Source organism: Streptomyces sp. Inha503 (assembly GCF_047215865.1).
GTDB classification, from domain to species: Bacteria; Actinomycetota; Actinomycetes; order Streptomycetales; family Streptomycetaceae; genus Streptomyces; species Streptomyces lycopersici.
Genome location: NZ_CP178360.1, coordinates 3,953,656 through 3,971,474, shown reverse-complemented (window position 1 = coordinate 3,971,474; position 17,819 = coordinate 3,953,656). Strand labels below are relative to the sequence as shown.

Here is a 17,819-nt window from a genome sequence, read left to right as displayed (position 1 = left end):
CGCATTCCTTCGACCCCTCCGGGAGACTTCGCCATGTCCGCGCGCCCCGCTGCCACCGCCACCGCTACCGCTTCCACCTCCGTCGCCGCCTGTGAACCGCTGCCCGTGCTGGGCGGCGATGTCCTGGTCCCCCTGGTCACCGGCGGTGAGGTGACCTACGCGGCGCTCGACTACGCCGCCAGCGCCCCCGCGCTGCGGCGGGTCTGGGACGACATCGCCGCGTACGCGCCGTACTACGGCAGCGTGCACCGCGGGGCGGGCTACCTCTCGCAGCTGTCCACCGACCTCTTCGAGAACAGCCGTAAGGACGTCGCCGCCTTCCTGGGCTGCCGCGAGGACGACCAGGTCGTCTTCACCCGCTCCACCACCGATTCGCTCAACCTCCTGGCCGCCGTGGCGCCCCCGGGCACCGAGGTCTTCGTCTTCGAGACCGAGCACCACGCCTCGCTGCTGCCGTGGGAGCAGCGGGAGGACGTCACCGTCCGCTACCTCAGCGCCCCGCGCTCCCCGCGGCAGGCGGTGGAGACGCTGGAGAAGGCGCTCGCGGGGCGCGCTGAGGGCCCGGCGCTGGTGTGCGTGACCGGCGCGTCCAATGTGACCGGCGAGCTGTGGCCGGTGCGGGAGCTGGCCGCGGCCGCGCACGCCCACGGCGCCCGTATCGTCCTGGACGCCGCGCAGCTGGCCCCGCACCACCCCGTGGACATCGCGGAGGCGGACGTCGACTGGGTGGCCTTCTCGGGACACAAGCTGTACGCGCCCTTCGGGGCCGGGGTGCTGGCCGGGCGGGCCGACTGGCTGCGGGAGGCCCGGCCGTATCTGGCGGGCGGCGGCGCCAGCCGTAAGGTCACGCGCAGGGACGACGGCGGCGTCGACGTCGAGTGGCACACCACCGCCGCCCGGCACGAGGCGGGTTCGCCGAACGTCATCGGCGTCTACGCGATCGCGTCGGCCTGCAAGGCGCTGACCGAGGCCGGGTTCGAGGGCCTGGTCGCGCGTGAGCGGCAGCTGATCGAGAAGGTGCGGGCCGGGCTTGCCGAGGTGCCCGAGGTGCGGGTGCTCTCGCTGTTCGGCGACGACGCGCCCCGGGTCGGCGTGCTGTCGTTCGTGGTGGAGGGCTGGAACAGCTCCCACTTCGCGGCGGCGCTCTCCGCGGAGTACGGCATCGGCGTACGCGACGGGCTGTTCTGCGCCCATCCGCTGGTCCGCACCCTGCTGGACAGCGAGCCCGACGAGCCGGGCGAGTGCGGCGCGCCCGAGGCCGCGCCGGGGGAGCGGTCGCTGAACGCGATCCGGGTCAGCTTCGGGGCGGGCACCCCGGACGAGCATGTGGAGCGGTTCGTGGGCGCGGTGAAGGAGCTGGTGCGCGACGGCGCCCGGTGGAGCTACCGCACCGAGGACGGCCGCTGCGTCCCGGACCGCGGCTGAGGCCCTTGGGCCTCCGGCCCAGGAGTCCGGGGCGGCCGGGCCCTGCGGGGTTTCCGGCGGGGGCTCTTTCCCCACCCCGCCCCTTCCCACAACCAGGGGCTCCGCCCCTGGACCCCGGGAGATCGACGAGTCGGCCGTCGCCGCAGTGAGCGCCCGCCGCGGTGGGCTGATCGCGCTCGGCGCGCCGACGCGGCGGACGGCCGCGCGGAGGCCCGCGTGCATCCCGGATCGTCCGGCACGGGTCCAGGAGCAGGGTCCCGGTTTCGCTTGGCGCCTGGGGCCCGGGGGCGACGGGGTGGCCGTTGCCGTCGTGAATGCCTGCACCGGCGGGGCGGATGGCCCGGCAGGCGTCCGGGTTGTCCGGCCGGGGTTTGGGGCGGAGTCCTGGTTTTGCTTGGGTCCTGGGGCTGCGGTGGGGGTCGGCCGTGGCTGTCGTGGGTGCCTGGTGCCGGCGGGCTGGTTGCGGTTGGCGCGTCGGCGCGGTGGGGTGACTGGGCGGGCGTCCGCGGGCGTCTGGGTTGTGCGGCCGGGGTTTGGGGCGGAGCCCTGGTTTCGCTTGGGCCCTGGGGCTCGGGGGGGCGACGAGCCGATCGTCCCGCGATCAGTTCACTGGGGCCAGGGTGCCGACCGCGTCGCCCTGCGACGTGGCCGGGGGCTGGGGCGGAGCCCCAGTTTCGGGGAGGGGCGGGGAGGGGAACAGCTCGCCGCAGGCGTCACCGCCCGTCGGATCCTAGCCGTCCAGGCCGATCGCGAACGCCGCCTCCAGGTCGTGCTGCGAGTACGTCCGGAACGCGATGTGGGTCTCGGTCGAGGCGACCCCCGGCAGCTTGCTGATCTGGCCCGTGATGATGTCCGCGAGGTCGTCGTGCCGGGCCACCCGCACCATCGCGATCAGATCGTGCGCGCCGGTGACCGAGTAGACCTCGCTCACACCCTCCAGCGCGGCGATCTTCTCGGCGGTCTCCGGGATCTGGTCCACGTTGGTCTTGATGAGCACGATCGAAGTGATCACGGCTGGCTTTCTCCCTCACTGGGCCTGGCTGCGGCGCCGCCCACTCTAGCCGTCCGCCCGAACCGGGCCCACGCGTAGAGAAAGCCGAGCGTGAAGCCCACGAGATGGGCGAGATAGGCGACGCCGGGGCGGTCGTCGGCCTGCCGGGCGGCCAGCCACTGGAGGGCCACCCAGAAGATCAGCACCGCCCAGGCCGGAAAGCGCAGCGGGAGGAAGAGCAGGAACGGGAAGAGGCTGGTCACCCGGGCCCGGGGAAACAGCCACAGAAAGGCGCCGAGCACCCCGGAGATGGCCCCGGAGGCGCCCACCAGGGACTGGGCCGAGTCGGCGTGCGCGGCGGCGTACCCGAGCAGCGCCAGATAGCCGGTGGCGAGGTAGAAGACGGCGAACTGGAAGCGGCCCATCCGCTCCTCGGTCATCGCGCCGAAGACATAGAGGAACAGCATGTTGCCGAGCAGATGCAGCCAGTTGCCGTGTACGAAGAGCGCGGTCAGCGGGGCGAGCGGCTGATCGGGGTCGCCGCTCCACAGCGCGCTGGGCACCACCCCCCAGCGTTCGAAGTACGTGGACTGGGCCTCCACCAGCCGCCCGCCCGAGCCATAGCCGGGGTTGAGTCCCGAGGCCGGTCCGAGGACGAAGATCAGGCAGCAGCTGACGATCAGGCCGTACGTCATCCAGGGGCGGCCGGGCCCCGCCATCCAGGGGCGGTGGCGCCCCGACGACGTCTCGATCATGAGCAGATCATTCCGTACCGGGCGCAACCTCCACAGAGCGCCTCGCCGCGCTCCGCCGGGTCGTGGGGGCGGACCGGGCCCGGCACGGGCCAGGGCTCAGGCCGTAGGGTTACAGGACGCCGCCGACGAGCCGAGAAGCGAGGACCCGCAACCATGGCCGTGCCCCTGCCGACCACCCAGACCCGCTGGCGTTGCACACTGTGCGGCAATCTCACCCGGTTCGATGTGACCCGCTCGACCAGAGCCGTGGAGTATGTGCATCTCGACTTGGCGGGGGAACCCAGAGTCGAGGAACGGGAGGTGCTCAGTGAGACCATTGAGTCAGTGCGTTGTCGCTGGTGCAACGCGGTCGACCAGGTCGAACTAGTGGATCGTCCGAGCACCGGCCAGAGCGCCTGAGAACGGAGCGGTGACAGGTGGTGGAGCGGACCGGTGACCCCGGGGCGGCCGGTGACGCCGAGGGCGTCCCCGAGGCGCTGGACCGCCCCCTGCCGGAAGGGGTGCGACGGCGCGTGGTGGCGCTGGTCGCGGACGCCTTCGGCGGTCTGACGGTCACCGAGCTGCCCACCCAGCTGCGGCAGTACGCCCGTTTCACCCCGACCCGCCGCGCCAAGTTCGCGGGCAACGCGATGGCCGCCGCGGTGGAGAGCGACCCCGTCTTCCGGCAGCGGATCGCCGGACGGCTGCGGGAGACCCAGCGGGAGCTGGCCGAGGCGATCGAGGGCGGTTCGCCGCCCGCCGCGGCCGATCCGGTGGATGTCGCGGCGGTGGCGTATGTGCTGCGCCCGGTGGGCTGGGTCAAGCTGGTCGAGGCGGCGGGCGAGGAGGCCCAGCGGGCCTCCGCCGAGCGGGCCGGTGAGGAGGCGGCGCGCGAGCTCCAGCGGCTGCGCGACGAGCTCGCCGAGGCCAAGGCGGCCACCCGGCACGAGACCGAGCGGACGCGCACCGAGCTGGAGTCGGCCCGCAAGGAGAACGACGTGCTCCAGCGCAAGCTGCGCAGCGCGCAGAGCGATGTGAAGCGGGGCGCGGCCGCGCTGCGCAAGATCGAGGCGGAGCTGGAGTCCGTACGGTCGGAGGCGGCGGCCCGTCAGGCCACCGCGGACAGCGAGGCACGGCGGCTGCGGGGCCGGCTCGCGGAGGCGGAGTCGGCGCTGGAGGCCAGCCGGCGGGCGGTGCGCGAGGGGCGCAGCGTGGAGGACATGCGGCTGCGGCTGCTGCTGGACACGGTGCTGGACGCGGCGCAGGGGCTGCGGCGCGAACTGGCCCTGCCGCCCGCGTCGATGCGCCCGGCAGACACGGTGGACGCCGTGGAGCCGGGGAAGATGACGCCGAAGGACATAGCGACCAGGGCGCTGTCGGAGATGGACCCGGCGCTGCTGGACCAGCTGCTCGCGCTGCCCCAGGCACATCTGGTGGTGGACGGCTACAACGTCACCAAGACCGGCTATCCCACGATGCCGTTGGAGAAGCAGCGGCTGCGGCTGCTGGGCGGTCTCGCGGTGCTCGCGGCCCAGACGGGCGCGGAGATGACCTGTGTCTTCGACGGGGCGGAGCTGGCCGCTCCGGTGCTGCTCGCGCCGCCGCGCGGGGTGCGGGTGCTGTTCAGCAAGCCGGGTGTGACGGCCGACGAGTTGATCCGGCAGCTGGTGCGGGCCGAGCCGCCGGGCCGTCCGGTGGTGGTGGTGTCCACCGACCGCGAGGTGGCCGACGGGGTGGCACGCGCCGGAGCGCGCCCCGTGGCATCGGCGTTGCTGCTGAAGCGACTTGCCCGTTCCTGAGCCGTCGTGGTCCGAATCGTCCCTCCGGGTGCCCCGGTTGCCCCGTTTCTCCGTTCCACGGCCGAGGTGCCCGAATCACTTCGAATGACTTCACAAGTCTGACCCGGGCCACTTGTGATGTCAGCGGAGCGTTATCGACCATCACTGCCCGTACGGTATTTGTAAAATATGCCCTCGCCGACCGACTTTTTTGCCGTCGGGATTTGAACGGATCACGGCGGGGTCACTATGGTCAGCTCGAACCTTCGCGCGGTTGATCACTCATCCGGGGTGACAGCGGAGGTACCGCCGAGTCCGCGCCCTGTCGCGGAGCCGGGGCTCACAACCCCCCCAACTCCCGGTAGGCGGCTGGAGGAAGAAGGAGCTCGCCTTCGTGGCGTCCCACCGTCGACCCAAGCAGCCGAGCCGCACTCGGGTAACCGTCCTCACCGCGACCGCGGCCGCCGCCGTCGCTCTCACTTCCCAGGCCGCCCAGGCCGCTCCGAAGCAGGACAAGAAGGACGTCAAGGAGCAGGTCGACAAGCTCTACGAAGAGGCGGAGCAGGCGACCGAGAAGTACAACGGCGCCAAGGAGAAGCAGCAGAAGCTGGAGAAGCAGGTCGGCGAGCTCCAGGACAAGGTGGCGCGCGGCCAGGAGGACCTGAACAAGCTGCGCAACGGCCTGGGTTCGATGGCCACCGCCCAGTACCGCTCCGGTGGGATCGACCCCTCGGTGCAGCTGCTCCTCTCCTCCGACCCGGACACCTACCTCGAGAAGGCGTCCACCCTCAGCCAGCTGAGCGGCAAGCAGGCCGAGTCCCTGCGGAAGATCGCGGACAAGCAGCGCACCCTCAAGCAGCAGCGCGAGGAGGCGTCCACCAAGCTCCAGGACCTTGCCGACACCCGTAAGGCGCTCGGCAAGAAGAAGGACGAGATCCAGGGCAAGCTGTCCAAGGCCCGGAACCTCCTCAACACCCTGACCGCCAAGGAGCGCGCCAAGCTGGCCGCCCAGGACGCCGAGCGCGCCAACCGCTCCAGCGAGCGTGTCGACCTCGGCAACGAGGTGCCCGAGTCGGGGCGTGCCGCCGCCGCGCTGGCCGCCGCCAAGACGAAGATCGGCCTCCCGTACGTCTGGGGCGCGACCGGTCCGTCCTCCTTCGACTGCTCCGGGCTCACCGGCTGGGCCTACCAGCAGGCCGGGGTGCAGCTGCCGCGCATCTCCCAGGACCAGGCGAACGCCGGCACCCGCATCAGCCGCGGTGAGCTCAAGCCGGGCGACCTGGTGCTCTTCTACGGCGACCTGCACCACATAGGCCTCTACGCGGGCGGTGGCCAGGTGCTGCACGCGCCCAAGCCCGGTGCCGGTGTGCGCTATGAGTCGATGGACAACATGCCGTTCCAGTTCGGCGTCCGGGTCTGATCCGGGAGTCCTGCGAACCAGGTTTCAAACTGCCTCAACTGCCATCCTTTCGGGCGAATCTCCAACGCCCTCGCTGATCCCCCGCCCCGCCGGTGACCTGCGTCAGTCGACGGGGCGTCAGCGTGCCCGCACCTCACGGCCGTTGGACCGTGGGTGGTGCCGCGGCTACTGTCTGCCCGCAGTTCTCAGCCCGACACTGCGGAAGGGAGTGCGGCTTCCCATGGCGTCCTGTCGCCGCGTCGCGAAACCCCGGTCCGGCCGGGCCACCGTCCTCGCCGCCTCGGCGGCCGCGGTGGCCTCCGCCGCCGCGCTGTCCGCCGTGCCCGCCGGTGCGGAGCCGCACGACCCGGCGGACCGTCCGTCCGCCCGGTCCGCCGGCGACCGGATCGCCACGCTCTACACCCAGGCCGAGCGGGCCACCGAGCGCTACAACGCGGCGGAGACGCGCACCCGGACCCTGCGCCGCCAGGTCGGCCGGGTCCAGGACCGGGTCGCCCGCGGCCAGGGCCGGGTCAACCGGATGCGGACGGCGCTCGGCGCCCTCGCGGGCGGCCAGTACCGCACCGGCGGGATCGACCCGGGCCTCGCCCTGCTGCTGTCCGGCGACCCGGCCCAGTACCTCGACCGGGCCGCCACCCTGGAGCGGATCACCAGCCGTCAGACCGCCCGGCTGCGGGTGCTCCAGAGCGCCCAGCGGACCCTGCGGCAGGAGCGCGCGGAGGCCGCGGCCAAGCTGGTGAAGCTGGAGCACAGCCGTAAGGAGGTGGCCCGCCACAAGCGGGCCGTCCAGCGCCGGCTGGCCACGGCACGGCGGCTGGTGAACGCGCTGCCGCCGGGGGAGTGGGAGAGCTACGCACGCCGCGCCTCGCGGGCGGGCGGACGGGAGCACGGCGCACTCGCCGGGCTGGTGCCGGGTGCCCTCCCCGGCGGCCGTTCCCCTTCAGGTTCCGATTCCGGTTACGGCCCCGACGAGCTCCGTGGGGGCCTGCCGGGCGGACCGCACGCCGTACCGTCCTCGGGGCGTGCCGCCACGGCGTTCGGCGCGGCACGGGCGGCCCTGGGGCTGCCGTACGCATGGGGCCAGGCCGGTCCCACCGCCTTCGACTGCTCCGGGCTGATGCAATGGGCCTACGCCCGCGCCGGGGTGGCCATTCCGCGCACCTCCCAGGCGCAGGCGCACGCCGGGCAGCCGGTGCCGCTGTCCCAGGCGCGCCCCGGCGATCTGGTGGTCTACCGCTCCGACGCCAGTCATGTGGCCATGTACGCGGGCAACGGGCAGGTGATCCACGCCCCTTACCCCGGGGCGCGGGTCCGGTACGACCCCGTGGGCATGTTGCCGATCTCCTCCATCACTCGCGTCTGAAGCCGGCGCGCGGGCTCGTACGATCTAAGACGTGTCGGGTCGGTGGAGAACGGGCGGATGGCGGGCGCTGCTGTGCCTGCCCCTGGCGGGCGCGTTCTCCCTGACCGCGCTGAGCGGCTGCGGCCCCGTCCCGGCGCCCGACGACCCCGAGGGGCGCGACGGCCGGGCCGTGCAGCGCATGCTGGACCAGCGCGCGGCGGCGGTCCGGGAGCGGGACGCGGACGGCTTCCTCGCCACTGTCGACCGCGGCTCGGCCGGCTATCTGGCCGAGCAGCGGCGGGTGTTCCGGCAGATGTCCGCCGTACCGCTGCGCTCCTGGACCTACCGCCTGGTGCGCACCGGCGGCTTCGAGCCCGCGCGGGTCGGCGGCCGCAGCCTCGCCGCGCAGGTCGAACTCCGGTACCGGCTGAAGGGGTACGACACCGCGCCGGTCGTCTCCGCCCAGTACCTCACTCTCGCCCGGCGCGGCGGGCAGTGGTACGTCGCCTCCGACGACGGTGTGGTGGACGGCAAGCGCGGTATGGAGCAGCTGTGGGACCAGGGCACGGTCGACGTCGTGCGCGGCGCCCACAGCCTCGTCCTGGGCGTCGGCCAGGACCGGCGGGTGCTGCGCGCGGTCGCCGACACCGCGGACCGGGCGGTGCCCGTCCTGGGCCAGGTGTGGCCCCACCAGTGGGCCGGGCGCGTCGTGGTCGAGGTCCCCGCCTCCCTGGGCCGGATGGCCGCCCTGCTCGGCGCCTCGGCGGACGGCTACCGGGGGATCGCCGCCGTCACCACGGGCGAGGTCGGCGGGGCCGGTGACGAGACCCCCGCCGACCGCGTGATCGTCAACCCCGAGGCGTACCAGGTCCTCGGCGACTTCGGCCGGCGCGTCGTGATCACCCATGAGACGGCCCATGTGGCCACCCGCACCGCCACCAGCGCCGCCACTCCGCTCTGGCTCTCCGAGGGCTTCGCCGACTGGGTGGGCTACCGCACCCCGGGCCGCACCCCCCGCCAGATCGCCCCCGAACTCACCGACGCCGTCACCGCCGGGCACCTGCCCGCCGCGCTCCCGCGCGACGACGACTTCCGCTTCGGCAGCGACCCCGACCGCCTCTCCCGCGCCTATGAACAGGGCTGGCTCGCCTGCCGCCTGATCGCCGACACCTGGGGCGAGAAGAAGCTGGTCGAGTTCTACCGCGCGGTGGGCCGGGCGCATGAGCGCTCGGGGGCGGTGGAGTCGGCGCTGCGGAAGGTGCTCGGGGTGAGCAGCGGGGAGTTCACGGCGCGGTGGCGGAAGTACGTGGCGACCGAGCTGAGCTGAGCGCCGCGCCCGTCCGTTGCGACCGAGCTGAGCTGAGCGCCGCGCCCGTCCGTTGCGACCGAGCTGAGCTGAGCGCCGCGCCCGTCCGTTGCGACCGAGCTGAGCTGAGCGCCGCGCCCGTCCGTTGCGACCGAGCTGAGCTGAGCGCCGCGCCCATCCGTGGCGGGCGCGCTGGGCTGAGCGCCCGCCCCGTGCCCCGGCCTGGACGCGGCGGAGCGGGTCCGTCGCCGCACCCGGTACTGTCGGCCACGATGGACAAGACCCTGCTCGTGACCAACGACTTTCCGCCCCGCCCCGGCGGCATCCAGGCGTTTCTGCACAACATCGCGCTGCGCCTGGACCCGGACCGGATCGTCGTCTACGCCTCCACCTGGAAGCGCGGCCGGGAGGGCGCCGAGGCCACCGCGCGCTTCGACGCCGAGCAGCCGTACCCGGTCGTCCGGGACCGGACGACCATGCTGCTGCCCACCCCGCGCGTCACCCGCCGCGCGACCGCGCTGCTGCGCGAGCACGGCTGCACCTCTGTGTGGTTCGGCGCCGCCGCGCCGCTCGGGCTGATGGCCCCCGCGCTGCGCGCGGCCGGGGCACGGCGGCTGGTGGCCACGACGCACGGCCACGAGGCCGCCTGGGCGCAGCTGCCCGCCTCACGGCAGCTGCTGCGGCGGATCGGCGGGGCCACGGACACCCTCACCTATCTCGGTGAGTACACCCGCTCCCGTATCGCCGCCGCGCTCGACCCCCGGGACGCCGCCCGCATGGTCCAACTCCCGCCCGGTGTGGACGAGAAGACCTTCCACCCCGGCTCGGGCGGCGATGAGATCCGGGCCCGGCTGGGCCTGGCCGAGCGGCCCGTCGTGGTCTGTGTCTCCCGGCTGGTGCCGCGCAAGGGGCAGGACACGCTGATCCGGGCCATGCCGCGGATCCTCCAGCGGGTGCCGGACGCGGTGCTGCTGATCGTCGGCGGCGGGCCGTACGCGAAGGATCTGCGCCGCCTCGCGGAGACCATGGGCGTGGCCGGGTCGGTGCGGTTCACCGGCCCCGTCCCCTGGGAGGAGCTGCCCGCCCACTACGGCGCGGGCGACGTCTTCGCCATGCCCTGCCGCACCCGCCGCGGCGGGCTGGACGTCGAGGGCCTGGGCATCGTCTATCTGGAGGCGTCCGCGACCGGTCTGCCGGTCGTCGCCGGGGACTCGGGCGGGGCGCCGGACGCGGTGCTGGACGGCGAGACCGGATGGGTCGTACGGGGAGACTCCGCCGAGCAGAGCGCCGAGCGCGTCGTGACCCTGCTGGAGGACGCGGAGCTGCGCCGCCGCATGGGCGAGCGGGGCCGCGCCTGGGTGGAGGAGCGCTGGCGCTGGGATCTGCTGGCCGACCGCCTGAAGTCGCTGCTGTGACGCCTGCGACGGGCCACGCGGCGGAGCCGCGTACCGGAAGGCGGAGCCGTGTGTCGATGCCGAGGGAAGGCGCGGGTCAGCCCCGGTAGAGGGCCTCGATCTCCGAGGCGAAGTCCTTCGCCACCACGTTCCGCTTCAGCTTCAGCGAGGGCGTCACATGCCCGGAGTCCTCGGTGAACTGGGTCGCCAGGACGCGGAACTTCCGGATCGACTCCGCCTTGGACACCGCCGCGTTGCCGTCGTCCACCGCCCGCTGGATCTCCGCCAGCAGGTCCGGGTCCTCCCGCAGCTCGGCCACCGTCACACCCTCGGGCTTGCCGTGCTCGGCCACCCAGCGCGGCAGGAACTCCTCGTCCACCGTGACCAGCGCGCCCACGAAGGGACGGCCATCGCCGACGACCATGCACTCGGCCACCAGGGCATGGGCCCGGATCCGGTCCTCTATCACCGCCGGGGCGACGTTCTTGCCGCCCGCGGTGATGATGATCTCCTTCTTCCGGCCGGTGATGGTGAGGTAGCCGTCCTCGTCGAGCGTGCCCACGTCCCCGGTGTGGAACCAGCCGTCCGACAGCGCCTCCGCCGTGGCCGTCTCGTTGTTCCAGTACTCGGTGAAGAGGTGCTCTCCGTGCAGCAGCACCTCGCCGTCGTCGGCGATGCGCACCACCGTGCCGGGCATCGGCTGCCCGACCGAGCCGATCTTCTGCCGGTCCCAGGGGTTGAAGGTGGTCGCCGCGCAGGACTCCGTCAGGCCGTACCCCTCCAGGACCGTGAAGCCGATGCCCCGGTAGAAGTGGCCCAGCCGCTCGCCGAGCGGCGCCCCGCCGGAGATGGCGTGGGTGGCCCGGCCGCCCAGCACGGCCCGCAGCTTGCTGTAGACCAGCCGGTCGAAGACCTTGTGCTTGAAGCGGAGCCCGAAGGACGGGCCGCCCGGGGCGTCCAGCGCCTTGCTGTACTCGATGGCGGTGTCGGCCGCCTTGTCGAAGATCTTGCCCTTGCCCTCGGACTGGGCCTTCGCCCGCGCCGAGTTGTAGACCTTCTCGAAGACGCGCGGCACGCCCAGCACCAATGTGGGCCGGAAGGCGGCGAGTTCGTCGGTCAGGGACTTCACATCCGGCACATGGCCGAGCTTGATCGGCGCCAGTACCGCCGCGATCTCCACCAGCCGCCCGAAGACATGGGCCTCGGGGAGGAACAGCAGCACCGACGACTCACCGGTGTTGAAGATCGGCTTGAGCCGGGCCACCGCGTTGCCGCACTCGGCGAAGAAGCTGCGGTGGGAGAGCACACAGCCCTTGGGGCGGCCGGTGGTGCCCGAGGTGTAGACGATGGTGGCGGGGGAGTCGGCGTTGGCGATCGAGGAGCGCTCGTCCACCTTCTCCTCGGGGACGTGCTCGCCCAGCTTCCGCAGCGTCCCGATGGCGTCGCCCTCGATCCGCCAGACGTGGTTCAGGGCGGGCAGGGTGTCCCGGACGGCCTCGACGGCGGCCTCGTGGACGCCGGTCTCGACCAGCGCGGCCACCGCGCCCGAATCGCTGAGGATCCACTGGACCTGCTCCGGTGAACTCGTCTCGTACACCGGCACGGTGACCCCGCCCGCGCTCCAGATGGCGAAGTCGAGCAGCGTCCACTCATAGCGGGTCCTGGACATCAGGCCGACCCGGTCGCCCGGCCCCACACCGGCCGCGATCAGGCCCTTGGCGGCGGCGCGCACCTCCGCCAGGAACATGGTCGCGGTCACGTCCTCCCATCGGTCGTCGACCTTGCGGCCGACCACGGCGACATCGGGATGCTGTGCGGCATTGCGGCGGATGAGATCCGTCAGATTGCCGTCGGCCGGAACCTCGTACAGGGCCGGAAGGCTGAACTCGCGCAAGACTGCTGCTCCTCGTGGGGCGCCGGCGCCGCTACAGGGCATGGGGGGTGGTGGACGGCCCGGACGTTACCCATCGGTACGCTTCCGGGATAGGGGTTCCTGCCCAGATGTTTGATGCGTCACACACCGCCTTCGTGCTGCCCGCAGACTAGTCGACGGGCGTCATGTCCGCTAAGGAACCGCAGGTAGACGCGGGGCGGTGCGGCCAGAACACCTTACGGGCGCGGGCCCTTACGTCTTAGGGTGACACGCATGCGAGTCCACGTGGTGAGCGACGTGCATGGCAACAGTGAGGACCTGGAGAAGGCCGGTGACGGGGCGGACGCCCTGATCTGCCTCGGCGACCTCGTTCTCTTCCTCGACTACGCCGATCACTCACGTGGCATCTTCCCCGATCTCTTCGGGGTCGAGAACGCCGACCGGCTGGTCGAACTGCGCACCGCCCGCCGCTTCGAGGAGGCGCGGGCGCTCGGCAACCGGCTGTGGGAGGGGCTGGACCGCGGCGCGGCGATAGAGGCCGGGGTCCGCCGCCAGTACGCCGAGCTCTTCGCCGCGTTCCCCACTCCGACGTACGCCACCTACGGAAATGTCGACATGCCGTCACTGTGGTCGGAGTACGCCCGGTCCGGCACCACGGTCCTGGACGGCGAGCGCGTCGAGATCGGCGGGCTGGTCTTCGGTTTCGTGGGCGGCGGGCTGCGCACGCCGATGCGCACCCCCTACGAGATCGACGACGAGACCTACGCGGCGAAGATCGCGGCGCTCGGCGAGGTGGACGTGATCTGCACCCACATCCCGCCCGATGTGCCCGACCTCTGCTACGACACCGTCGCCCGCCGCTTCGAGCGCGGCAGCGCCGCCCTGCTAGAGGCGATACACGCCGTCCGCCCCAAGTACTCCCTCTTCGGCCATGTCCACCAGCCGCTCGTCCGCCGTATGCGGATCGGGGCCACCGAGTGCGTCAATGTCGGACACTTCGCCTCCTCCGGCACCCCCTGGACCCTGGAGTGGTGACCCGCGCGCGGTAGCCTTCAGCCGCAGAGGACCCATGCGGCGGACCGGTACGGAGGAGCCACGGCGATGGCGGAACACACCAGCTCGAGCATCACGATCGAGGCGGCCCCGGCCGACGTGATGGAGGTGATCGCCGACTTCGACCGTTACCCGGAGTGGTCCGGTGAGGTGAAGGAGGCCGACATCCTCACCAAGGACGCCCAGGGGCGCGCCGAGCAGGTGCGGATGCTGCTCGACGCCGGCGCGATCAAGGACGACTACACCCTCCAGTACAGCTGGACCGGGGACGACCAGGTCAACTGGTCCCTGGTCAAGTCCCAGATGCTGCGCACACTTGACGGCTCCTACCGGCTGTCGGCGCGCGACGGCGGCAAGACCACCGAGGTGACGTACCAGCTCACGGTCGACGTCAAGATCCCCATGCTCGGCATGATCAAGCGCAAGGCCGAGAAGGTCATCATCGACCGCGCCCTCGCGGGCCTGAAGAAGCGCGTCGAGGGCGCCTGACCCGCCCGGACCGCCCCGGGCCCGACGGTGCCCGGGGTGATCCACGGTGCGGGGTACGCTCCGGCGGGTGCGGATCACCGGACCCGCGCCGCACACACCGACGTAACCCCCTGCCGGAGGCTCTCTTCATGCGTACGGTCCTCGTCACCGGCACCGGCGGCGCGGGCCGCACCACCGTGGCCGCCGCGACCGCCCTCGCCGCCGCCCGTGAGGGGCAGCGGACCCTGCTGCTCACCGCCGACTCCGACGGCACCCCCGAGGCGCTGCTCGGCATCGGCGCGCCGTGGTCCGTCCCCGGGCGCACGGCGGACCGGCTGCCGTGGTCCGTACCCGCCGAGCTCGCGCCGGGGCTGTGGGCCGCCCGGATCGTCACGGACGAGTGGTTCCGCGGTGAGCTGACCGCCCTCCAGGACCGCGGTCACGGTCTGCTCGACCTGCTCGGCGCGACCCCGCTGGACGGCGAGGAGCTGACCGCCCTGCCCGGGGTGGAGGCCATCGCGCTGCTGCGCGCCCTGCGCGCCGCCCAGACCGCCCCGCCCGGCACCGGCTGGGACGTCCTCGTCGTCGACATGCCGCCCGCGCCGGACACCGTCGCGCTGCTCGCGCTGCCCGAGCAGCTGCGGCGCTATCTGCGCCGGCTCATGCCCGCCGAGCGGCAGGCGGCCCGTGCGCTGCGGCCGATGCTCGCCCAGCTGGCGGGGGTGCCGATGCCCGCGCAGAAGCTGTACGAGACGGCCGAGCGCTGGGAGCGTGAGCTGGCCGCTGTCGAGGGGGTGATCGAGTCCGAGGCCACCACGGTACGGCTGGTCGTGGAGCCCGGACCGCTCGCCGACCGGGCGCTGCGCACCGCCCGCGCCGGTCTGGCGCTGCACGGCTGCCGGGTGGAGGCGGTGATCGCCAACCGGCTGCTGCCCACCGGCACCGCCGACCCGTGGCTCGCCGCGCTGTCGGGTCAGCAGCAGGACGCGCTCAAGGAGCTGTACGAGCAGTGGGCGCCCGCCGTCCCGGTCCGTGAGCTGCCGCATCTGGGCCGCGATCCGCGCGGCCTGGGCGACCCGCGGCCCGCCGAGCCGCACCCTGCCGAGCCGTACCCCGCCGAGCAGCACTCCGCCGAGCAGCAGTCCGCCGAGCCGCACCCCGGCGACGGCGCCCGGCGCGCCCCGGCCGCGCTCGCCGACCTCGCCGATCTCGCCGGGGCCGTCGGGGCGCCCGGGGCGCGGCCCGACCGGCCCGCCCCCGACCCCTGGACCGTCGAGGACCGGCTGGCCGAGGACGGGGTGCTGCTGTGGCGGCTGCCGCTGCCCGGCGCCGACCGCGACGGGCTCTCCCTGGTGCGCCGGGGCGATGAACTGATCGTCACCGTCGCGCCGTTCCACCGGGTGCTGCCGCTGCCGTCCGCCCTGCGCCGCTGCACCGTCTCCGGCGCCGGGCTGCGCGACGGATGGCTCCAGGTGCGCTTCACCCCCGACCCGGACCTGTGGCCGAAGCGGCTCTGACCCCCGCGTCCACGACGGCCGGTCTCCGGCTCTGACCCCGCCCTCTCCTTCCGGTAACGTCGGTCACAAGCCCGGATGAACGTCACCGGGCAGCCAGCATCCCCGCCGCAGGAGTTCGCCATGAGCGATGCCACCGAGCGCCCCCCGGAGCCCCCGGTCACCGATGTGCCGGTCACCGAGATCGATCCCGATGCCTGGGAGCGGGCCTGTGAGGAGGACCTCGCCGCCGAACGGGCCAGGCAGCGGGCCCGGCAGACCACCGAGGAGCCGGGAACCGTGGCCGAGGAGTTCCTCAAGCTGGCCGACGCGCTCGCCGAGAAGGTCGCCCAGACGCCGATCGCGGGGACCGCGGTTCAGGGGGCCGTACAACAATTGATCGCACAGGCGAAGGCCGGGGTAGAACCGGTCATAGAGCGCAATCCAGAGGTTTTCGAACACCTCGCCAGTGCCGGATCCGAACTGCTCGCCGCCTATCGCGCCGCCGTGACCGGCCAGGAGCGACGCTGGACCCAGGGCGCCGAGGGCGATTCCAAGGGCAGCGGCGAGAAATCCGAGAGTTCGAGTAGTGAACACATCGACCTCGACTGAGCGCCACCTCCGGTACCGTTAGCCTCGGCGGGGTTCGACCAAATAACTGAGGGACTCATGGGACTCACCATCGGCGTCGACATCGGCGGCACGAAGATCGCGGCCGGCGTGGTCGACGAAGAGGGCTCGATTCTCGAGACGAGCCAGGTTTCGACCCCGCACACTCCCGAGGGAGTCGTCGACGCCATCGCGGACGCGGTGCGCATCGTCAGCGAGGGGCATGAGATCGAGGCCGTCGGCATCGGCGCGGCCGGATACGTGGACGACAAGCGCGCCACGGTGCTCTTCGCGCCCAACATCAACTGGCGGCACGAGGCGCTCAAGGACAAGGTCGAGCAGCGCGTCGGCCTGCCCGTCGTGGTGGAGAACGACGCGAACGCCGCGGCCTGGGGCGAGTACCGCTTCGGCGCCGGGGTCGGCCATGACGACGTCGTCTGCATCACCCTCGGCACCGGCCTCGGCGGCGGCATCATCATCGGCGGCAAGCTGCACCGCGGCCGGTTCGGCGTCGCGGCCGAGTTCGGCCACATAAGGGTCGTTCCGGACGGACTGCTGTGCGGCTGCGGCAGCCAGGGCTGCTGGGAGCAGTACGCCTCCGGCCGCGCCCTGGTCCGCTACGCCAGGCAGCGCGCCGCCGCCACCCCGGAGAACGCCACGGTCCTGCTCGGCCTCGGCGACGGCACCTCCGAGGGCATCGAGGGCAAGCACATCAGCGACGCCGCCCGCCAGGGCGACCCCGTCGCCATCGACTCCTTCCGCGAGCTGGCCCGCTGGGCCGGGGCCGGGCTCGCCGACCTCGCCTCGCTCTTCGACCCCTCGGCGTTCATCGTCGGCGGCGGCGTCTCCGACGAGGGCGATCTCGTCCTGGAGCCGATCCGCAAGTCCTTCCGGCGCTGGCTGGTGGGCAACCAGTGGCGTCCGCACGCCCAGGTGCTCGCCGCCCAGCTCGGCGGCAAGGCCGGCCTCGTCGGCGCCGCCGACCTGGCCCGCCAGGGCTGAGGCGCGAGGGGGGAACGTGCCGCTCACGGACCTGCCCGGATCCACCACCGGCCCGGACGCGGCGGTGGTGCGGGTGCTCAGCTACAACATCCGCTCGATGCGGGACGACCGTGAGGCGCTGGCCCGGGTGATCCGGGCCTGTGCCCCCGACGTCGTCTGCGTCCAGGAGGCGCCGCGCTTCTTCCGCTGGCGCAAGGCCGCCGCCTGGCTGGCCCGGGAGACCGGCCTCGTCTACACCACGGGCGGGGCCACCGCCGCCGGTCCGATGATCCTCACCTCGCTGCGCGCCCATGTGGAGCGCGCCGAGGACACCCTGCTGCCGCGCGTCCCCGGGCTGCACCGGCGCGGTTTCGCCACCGCCGTGCTGCGCTTCGGCGGCGGCCACCGCGACACCGGCCTGCGTGACACCCCCCGCCCGGCGAACGGCCACCCGGAGGGCGGCGACGGCGTCCGGCTCGGCGTGGTCAGCTGCCATCTGAGCCTCGCCGAGGCCGAGCGCTACGAGCAGGCCGGGATGCTGCTGGACCACGTGACCGCGCTGGACGTCCCGTACGCCATCGCGGCCGGTGACATCAACGACCGGCCGGACGGCCGCGCCTTCCGCCGGATCGCGGGGAAGCTGCGGGACGGCTGGGCCACCGAGCCCTGGGGGAGCGAGGCCACCTTCTCCCCCAAGGACCCGCGTCGGCGCATCGACGGGGTCTTCGCCTCGGAGGGCATCGAGATCATCGGCTGTGGGGTCCCGGCCGGGCTGCCGGGTGTCACCGACGCGGACCTCCGCGCGGCCACGGACCACCTTCCGGTGCTGGCCGCGCTCAGGCTGCCCCGGGTGTCACCGGCCTGAGACCCGCTGCCCCGGGTGTCCCCGGTCTGAGAGCCTGCGTCATACCCCGGGCCGGGTATCCCCGCCGGGCAGGAGCCGGAGCCGGGC

The 17,819-nt window shown here is 73.0% G+C and carries 16 protein-coding genes; 13 read left to right on the top strand and 3 right to left on the bottom strand.

Translation table 11 applies throughout. The annotated features are described in order from the left end of the window. Positions 1-33: 33 nt before the first annotated feature. On the top strand, positions 34-1,425 hold the full coding sequence (locus ACJX2R_RS16410; RefSeq protein ID WP_413100700.1) for an aminotransferase class V-fold PLP-dependent enzyme: 1,392 nt from the start codon (positions 34-36) through the stop codon (positions 1,423-1,425). 730 nt (positions 1,426-2,155) lie between these two features. On the opposite strand, the gene ACJX2R_RS16405 is transcribed toward ACJX2R_RS16410, so the two are convergent. Both ACJX2R_RS16405 and ACJX2R_RS16400 read right to left on the bottom strand, forming a co-directional pair. Then, positions 2,156-2,437, bottom strand: coding sequence for an Lrp/AsnC ligand binding domain-containing protein (locus ACJX2R_RS16405; RefSeq protein WP_020872014.1), 282 nt, complete (start codon positions 2,435-2,437; stop codon positions 2,156-2,158). After that, positions 2,434-3,171, bottom strand: coding sequence for a rhomboid family intramembrane serine protease (locus tag ACJX2R_RS16400; protein WP_262701459.1), 738 nt, complete (start codon positions 3,169-3,171; stop codon positions 2,434-2,436). Before ACJX2R_RS16400 ends, ACJX2R_RS16405 begins: the two co-directional genes overlap by 4 nt. 153 nt (positions 3,172-3,324) lie before the next feature. On the opposite strand from ACJX2R_RS16400, the gene ACJX2R_RS16395 reads away from it, so the two are divergent. From ACJX2R_RS16395 to ACJX2R_RS16370, 6 genes are all read left to right on the top strand, one after another. Then, positions 3,325-3,570: a hypothetical protein gene (locus tag ACJX2R_RS16395; protein WP_020872016.1), complete on the top strand. Its 246-nt coding sequence runs from the start codon at positions 3,325-3,327 to the stop codon at positions 3,568-3,570. Positions 3,571-3,587: 17 nt separating this feature from the next. Continuing rightward, positions 3,588-4,949: an NYN domain-containing protein gene (locus ACJX2R_RS16390; protein ID WP_262701458.1), complete on the top strand. Its 1,362-nt coding sequence runs from the start codon at positions 3,588-3,590 to the stop codon at positions 4,947-4,949. A gap of 373 nt (positions 4,950-5,322) precedes the next feature. Beyond that, positions 5,323-6,348: an NlpC/P60 family protein gene (locus tag ACJX2R_RS16385; protein ID WP_413100699.1), complete on the top strand. Its 1,026-nt coding sequence runs from the start codon at positions 5,323-5,325 to the stop codon at positions 6,346-6,348. A 220-nt stretch (positions 6,349-6,568) separates the two neighbouring features. Continuing rightward, positions 6,569-7,711 (top strand): NlpC/P60 family protein, encoded by a 1,143-nt coding sequence (locus ACJX2R_RS16380; protein ID WP_413100698.1) that lies wholly within the window; start codon positions 6,569-6,571, stop codon positions 7,709-7,711. A 31-nt stretch (positions 7,712-7,742) separates the two neighbouring features. Then, positions 7,743-9,017: a hypothetical protein gene (locus ACJX2R_RS16375; RefSeq protein WP_413100697.1), complete on the top strand. Its 1,275-nt coding sequence runs from the start codon at positions 7,743-7,745 to the stop codon at positions 9,015-9,017. Positions 9,018-9,268: 251 nt separating this feature from the next. Beyond that, on the top strand, positions 9,269-10,411 hold the full coding sequence (locus ACJX2R_RS16370; RefSeq protein WP_413100696.1) for a glycosyltransferase family 4 protein: 1,143 nt from the start codon (positions 9,269-9,271) through the stop codon (positions 10,409-10,411). A 76-nt stretch (positions 10,412-10,487) separates the two neighbouring features. Here ACJX2R_RS16370 and ACJX2R_RS16365 read toward each other — a convergent pair whose 3' ends face one another. Next, positions 10,488-12,284, bottom strand: coding sequence for an AMP-dependent synthetase/ligase (locus ACJX2R_RS16365; protein WP_413100695.1), 1,797 nt, complete (start codon positions 12,282-12,284; stop codon positions 10,488-10,490). A 252-nt stretch (positions 12,285-12,536) separates the two neighbouring features. Here ACJX2R_RS16365 and ACJX2R_RS16360 point away from each other — a divergent pair, with 252 nt between their 5' ends. From ACJX2R_RS16360 to ACJX2R_RS16335, 6 genes are all read left to right on the top strand, one after another. Continuing rightward, positions 12,537-13,298: a metallophosphoesterase family protein gene (locus ACJX2R_RS16360; RefSeq protein ID WP_413100694.1), complete on the top strand. Its 762-nt coding sequence runs from the start codon at positions 12,537-12,539 to the stop codon at positions 13,296-13,298. Between the two features lie 66 nt (positions 13,299-13,364). Beyond that, entirely contained in the window at positions 13,365-13,805 is a 441-nt protein-coding gene (locus tag ACJX2R_RS16355; RefSeq protein ID WP_262701452.1) for an SRPBCC family protein, read from the top strand. Positions 13,806-13,933: 128 nt separating this feature from the next. Then, a complete protein-coding gene (locus ACJX2R_RS16350; RefSeq protein ID WP_413100693.1) occupies positions 13,934-15,301 on the top strand; it encodes an ArsA family ATPase in 1,368 nt (455 codons plus the stop codon). 120 nt (positions 15,302-15,421) lie between these two features. After that, positions 15,422-15,889 (top strand): DUF5304 domain-containing protein, encoded by a 468-nt coding sequence (locus ACJX2R_RS16345; protein ID WP_262701449.1) that lies wholly within the window; start codon positions 15,422-15,424, stop codon positions 15,887-15,889. A 57-nt stretch (positions 15,890-15,946) separates the two neighbouring features. Then, a complete protein-coding gene (locus ACJX2R_RS16340; protein ID WP_164431965.1) occupies positions 15,947-16,888 on the top strand; it encodes an ROK family glucokinase in 942 nt (313 codons plus the stop codon). Positions 16,889-16,904: 16 nt separating this feature from the next. Beyond that, positions 16,905-17,732 (top strand): endonuclease/exonuclease/phosphatase family protein, encoded by an 828-nt coding sequence (locus tag ACJX2R_RS16335; RefSeq protein WP_413100692.1) that lies wholly within the window; start codon positions 16,905-16,907, stop codon positions 17,730-17,732. Positions 17,733-17,819 lie beyond the last annotated feature (87 nt).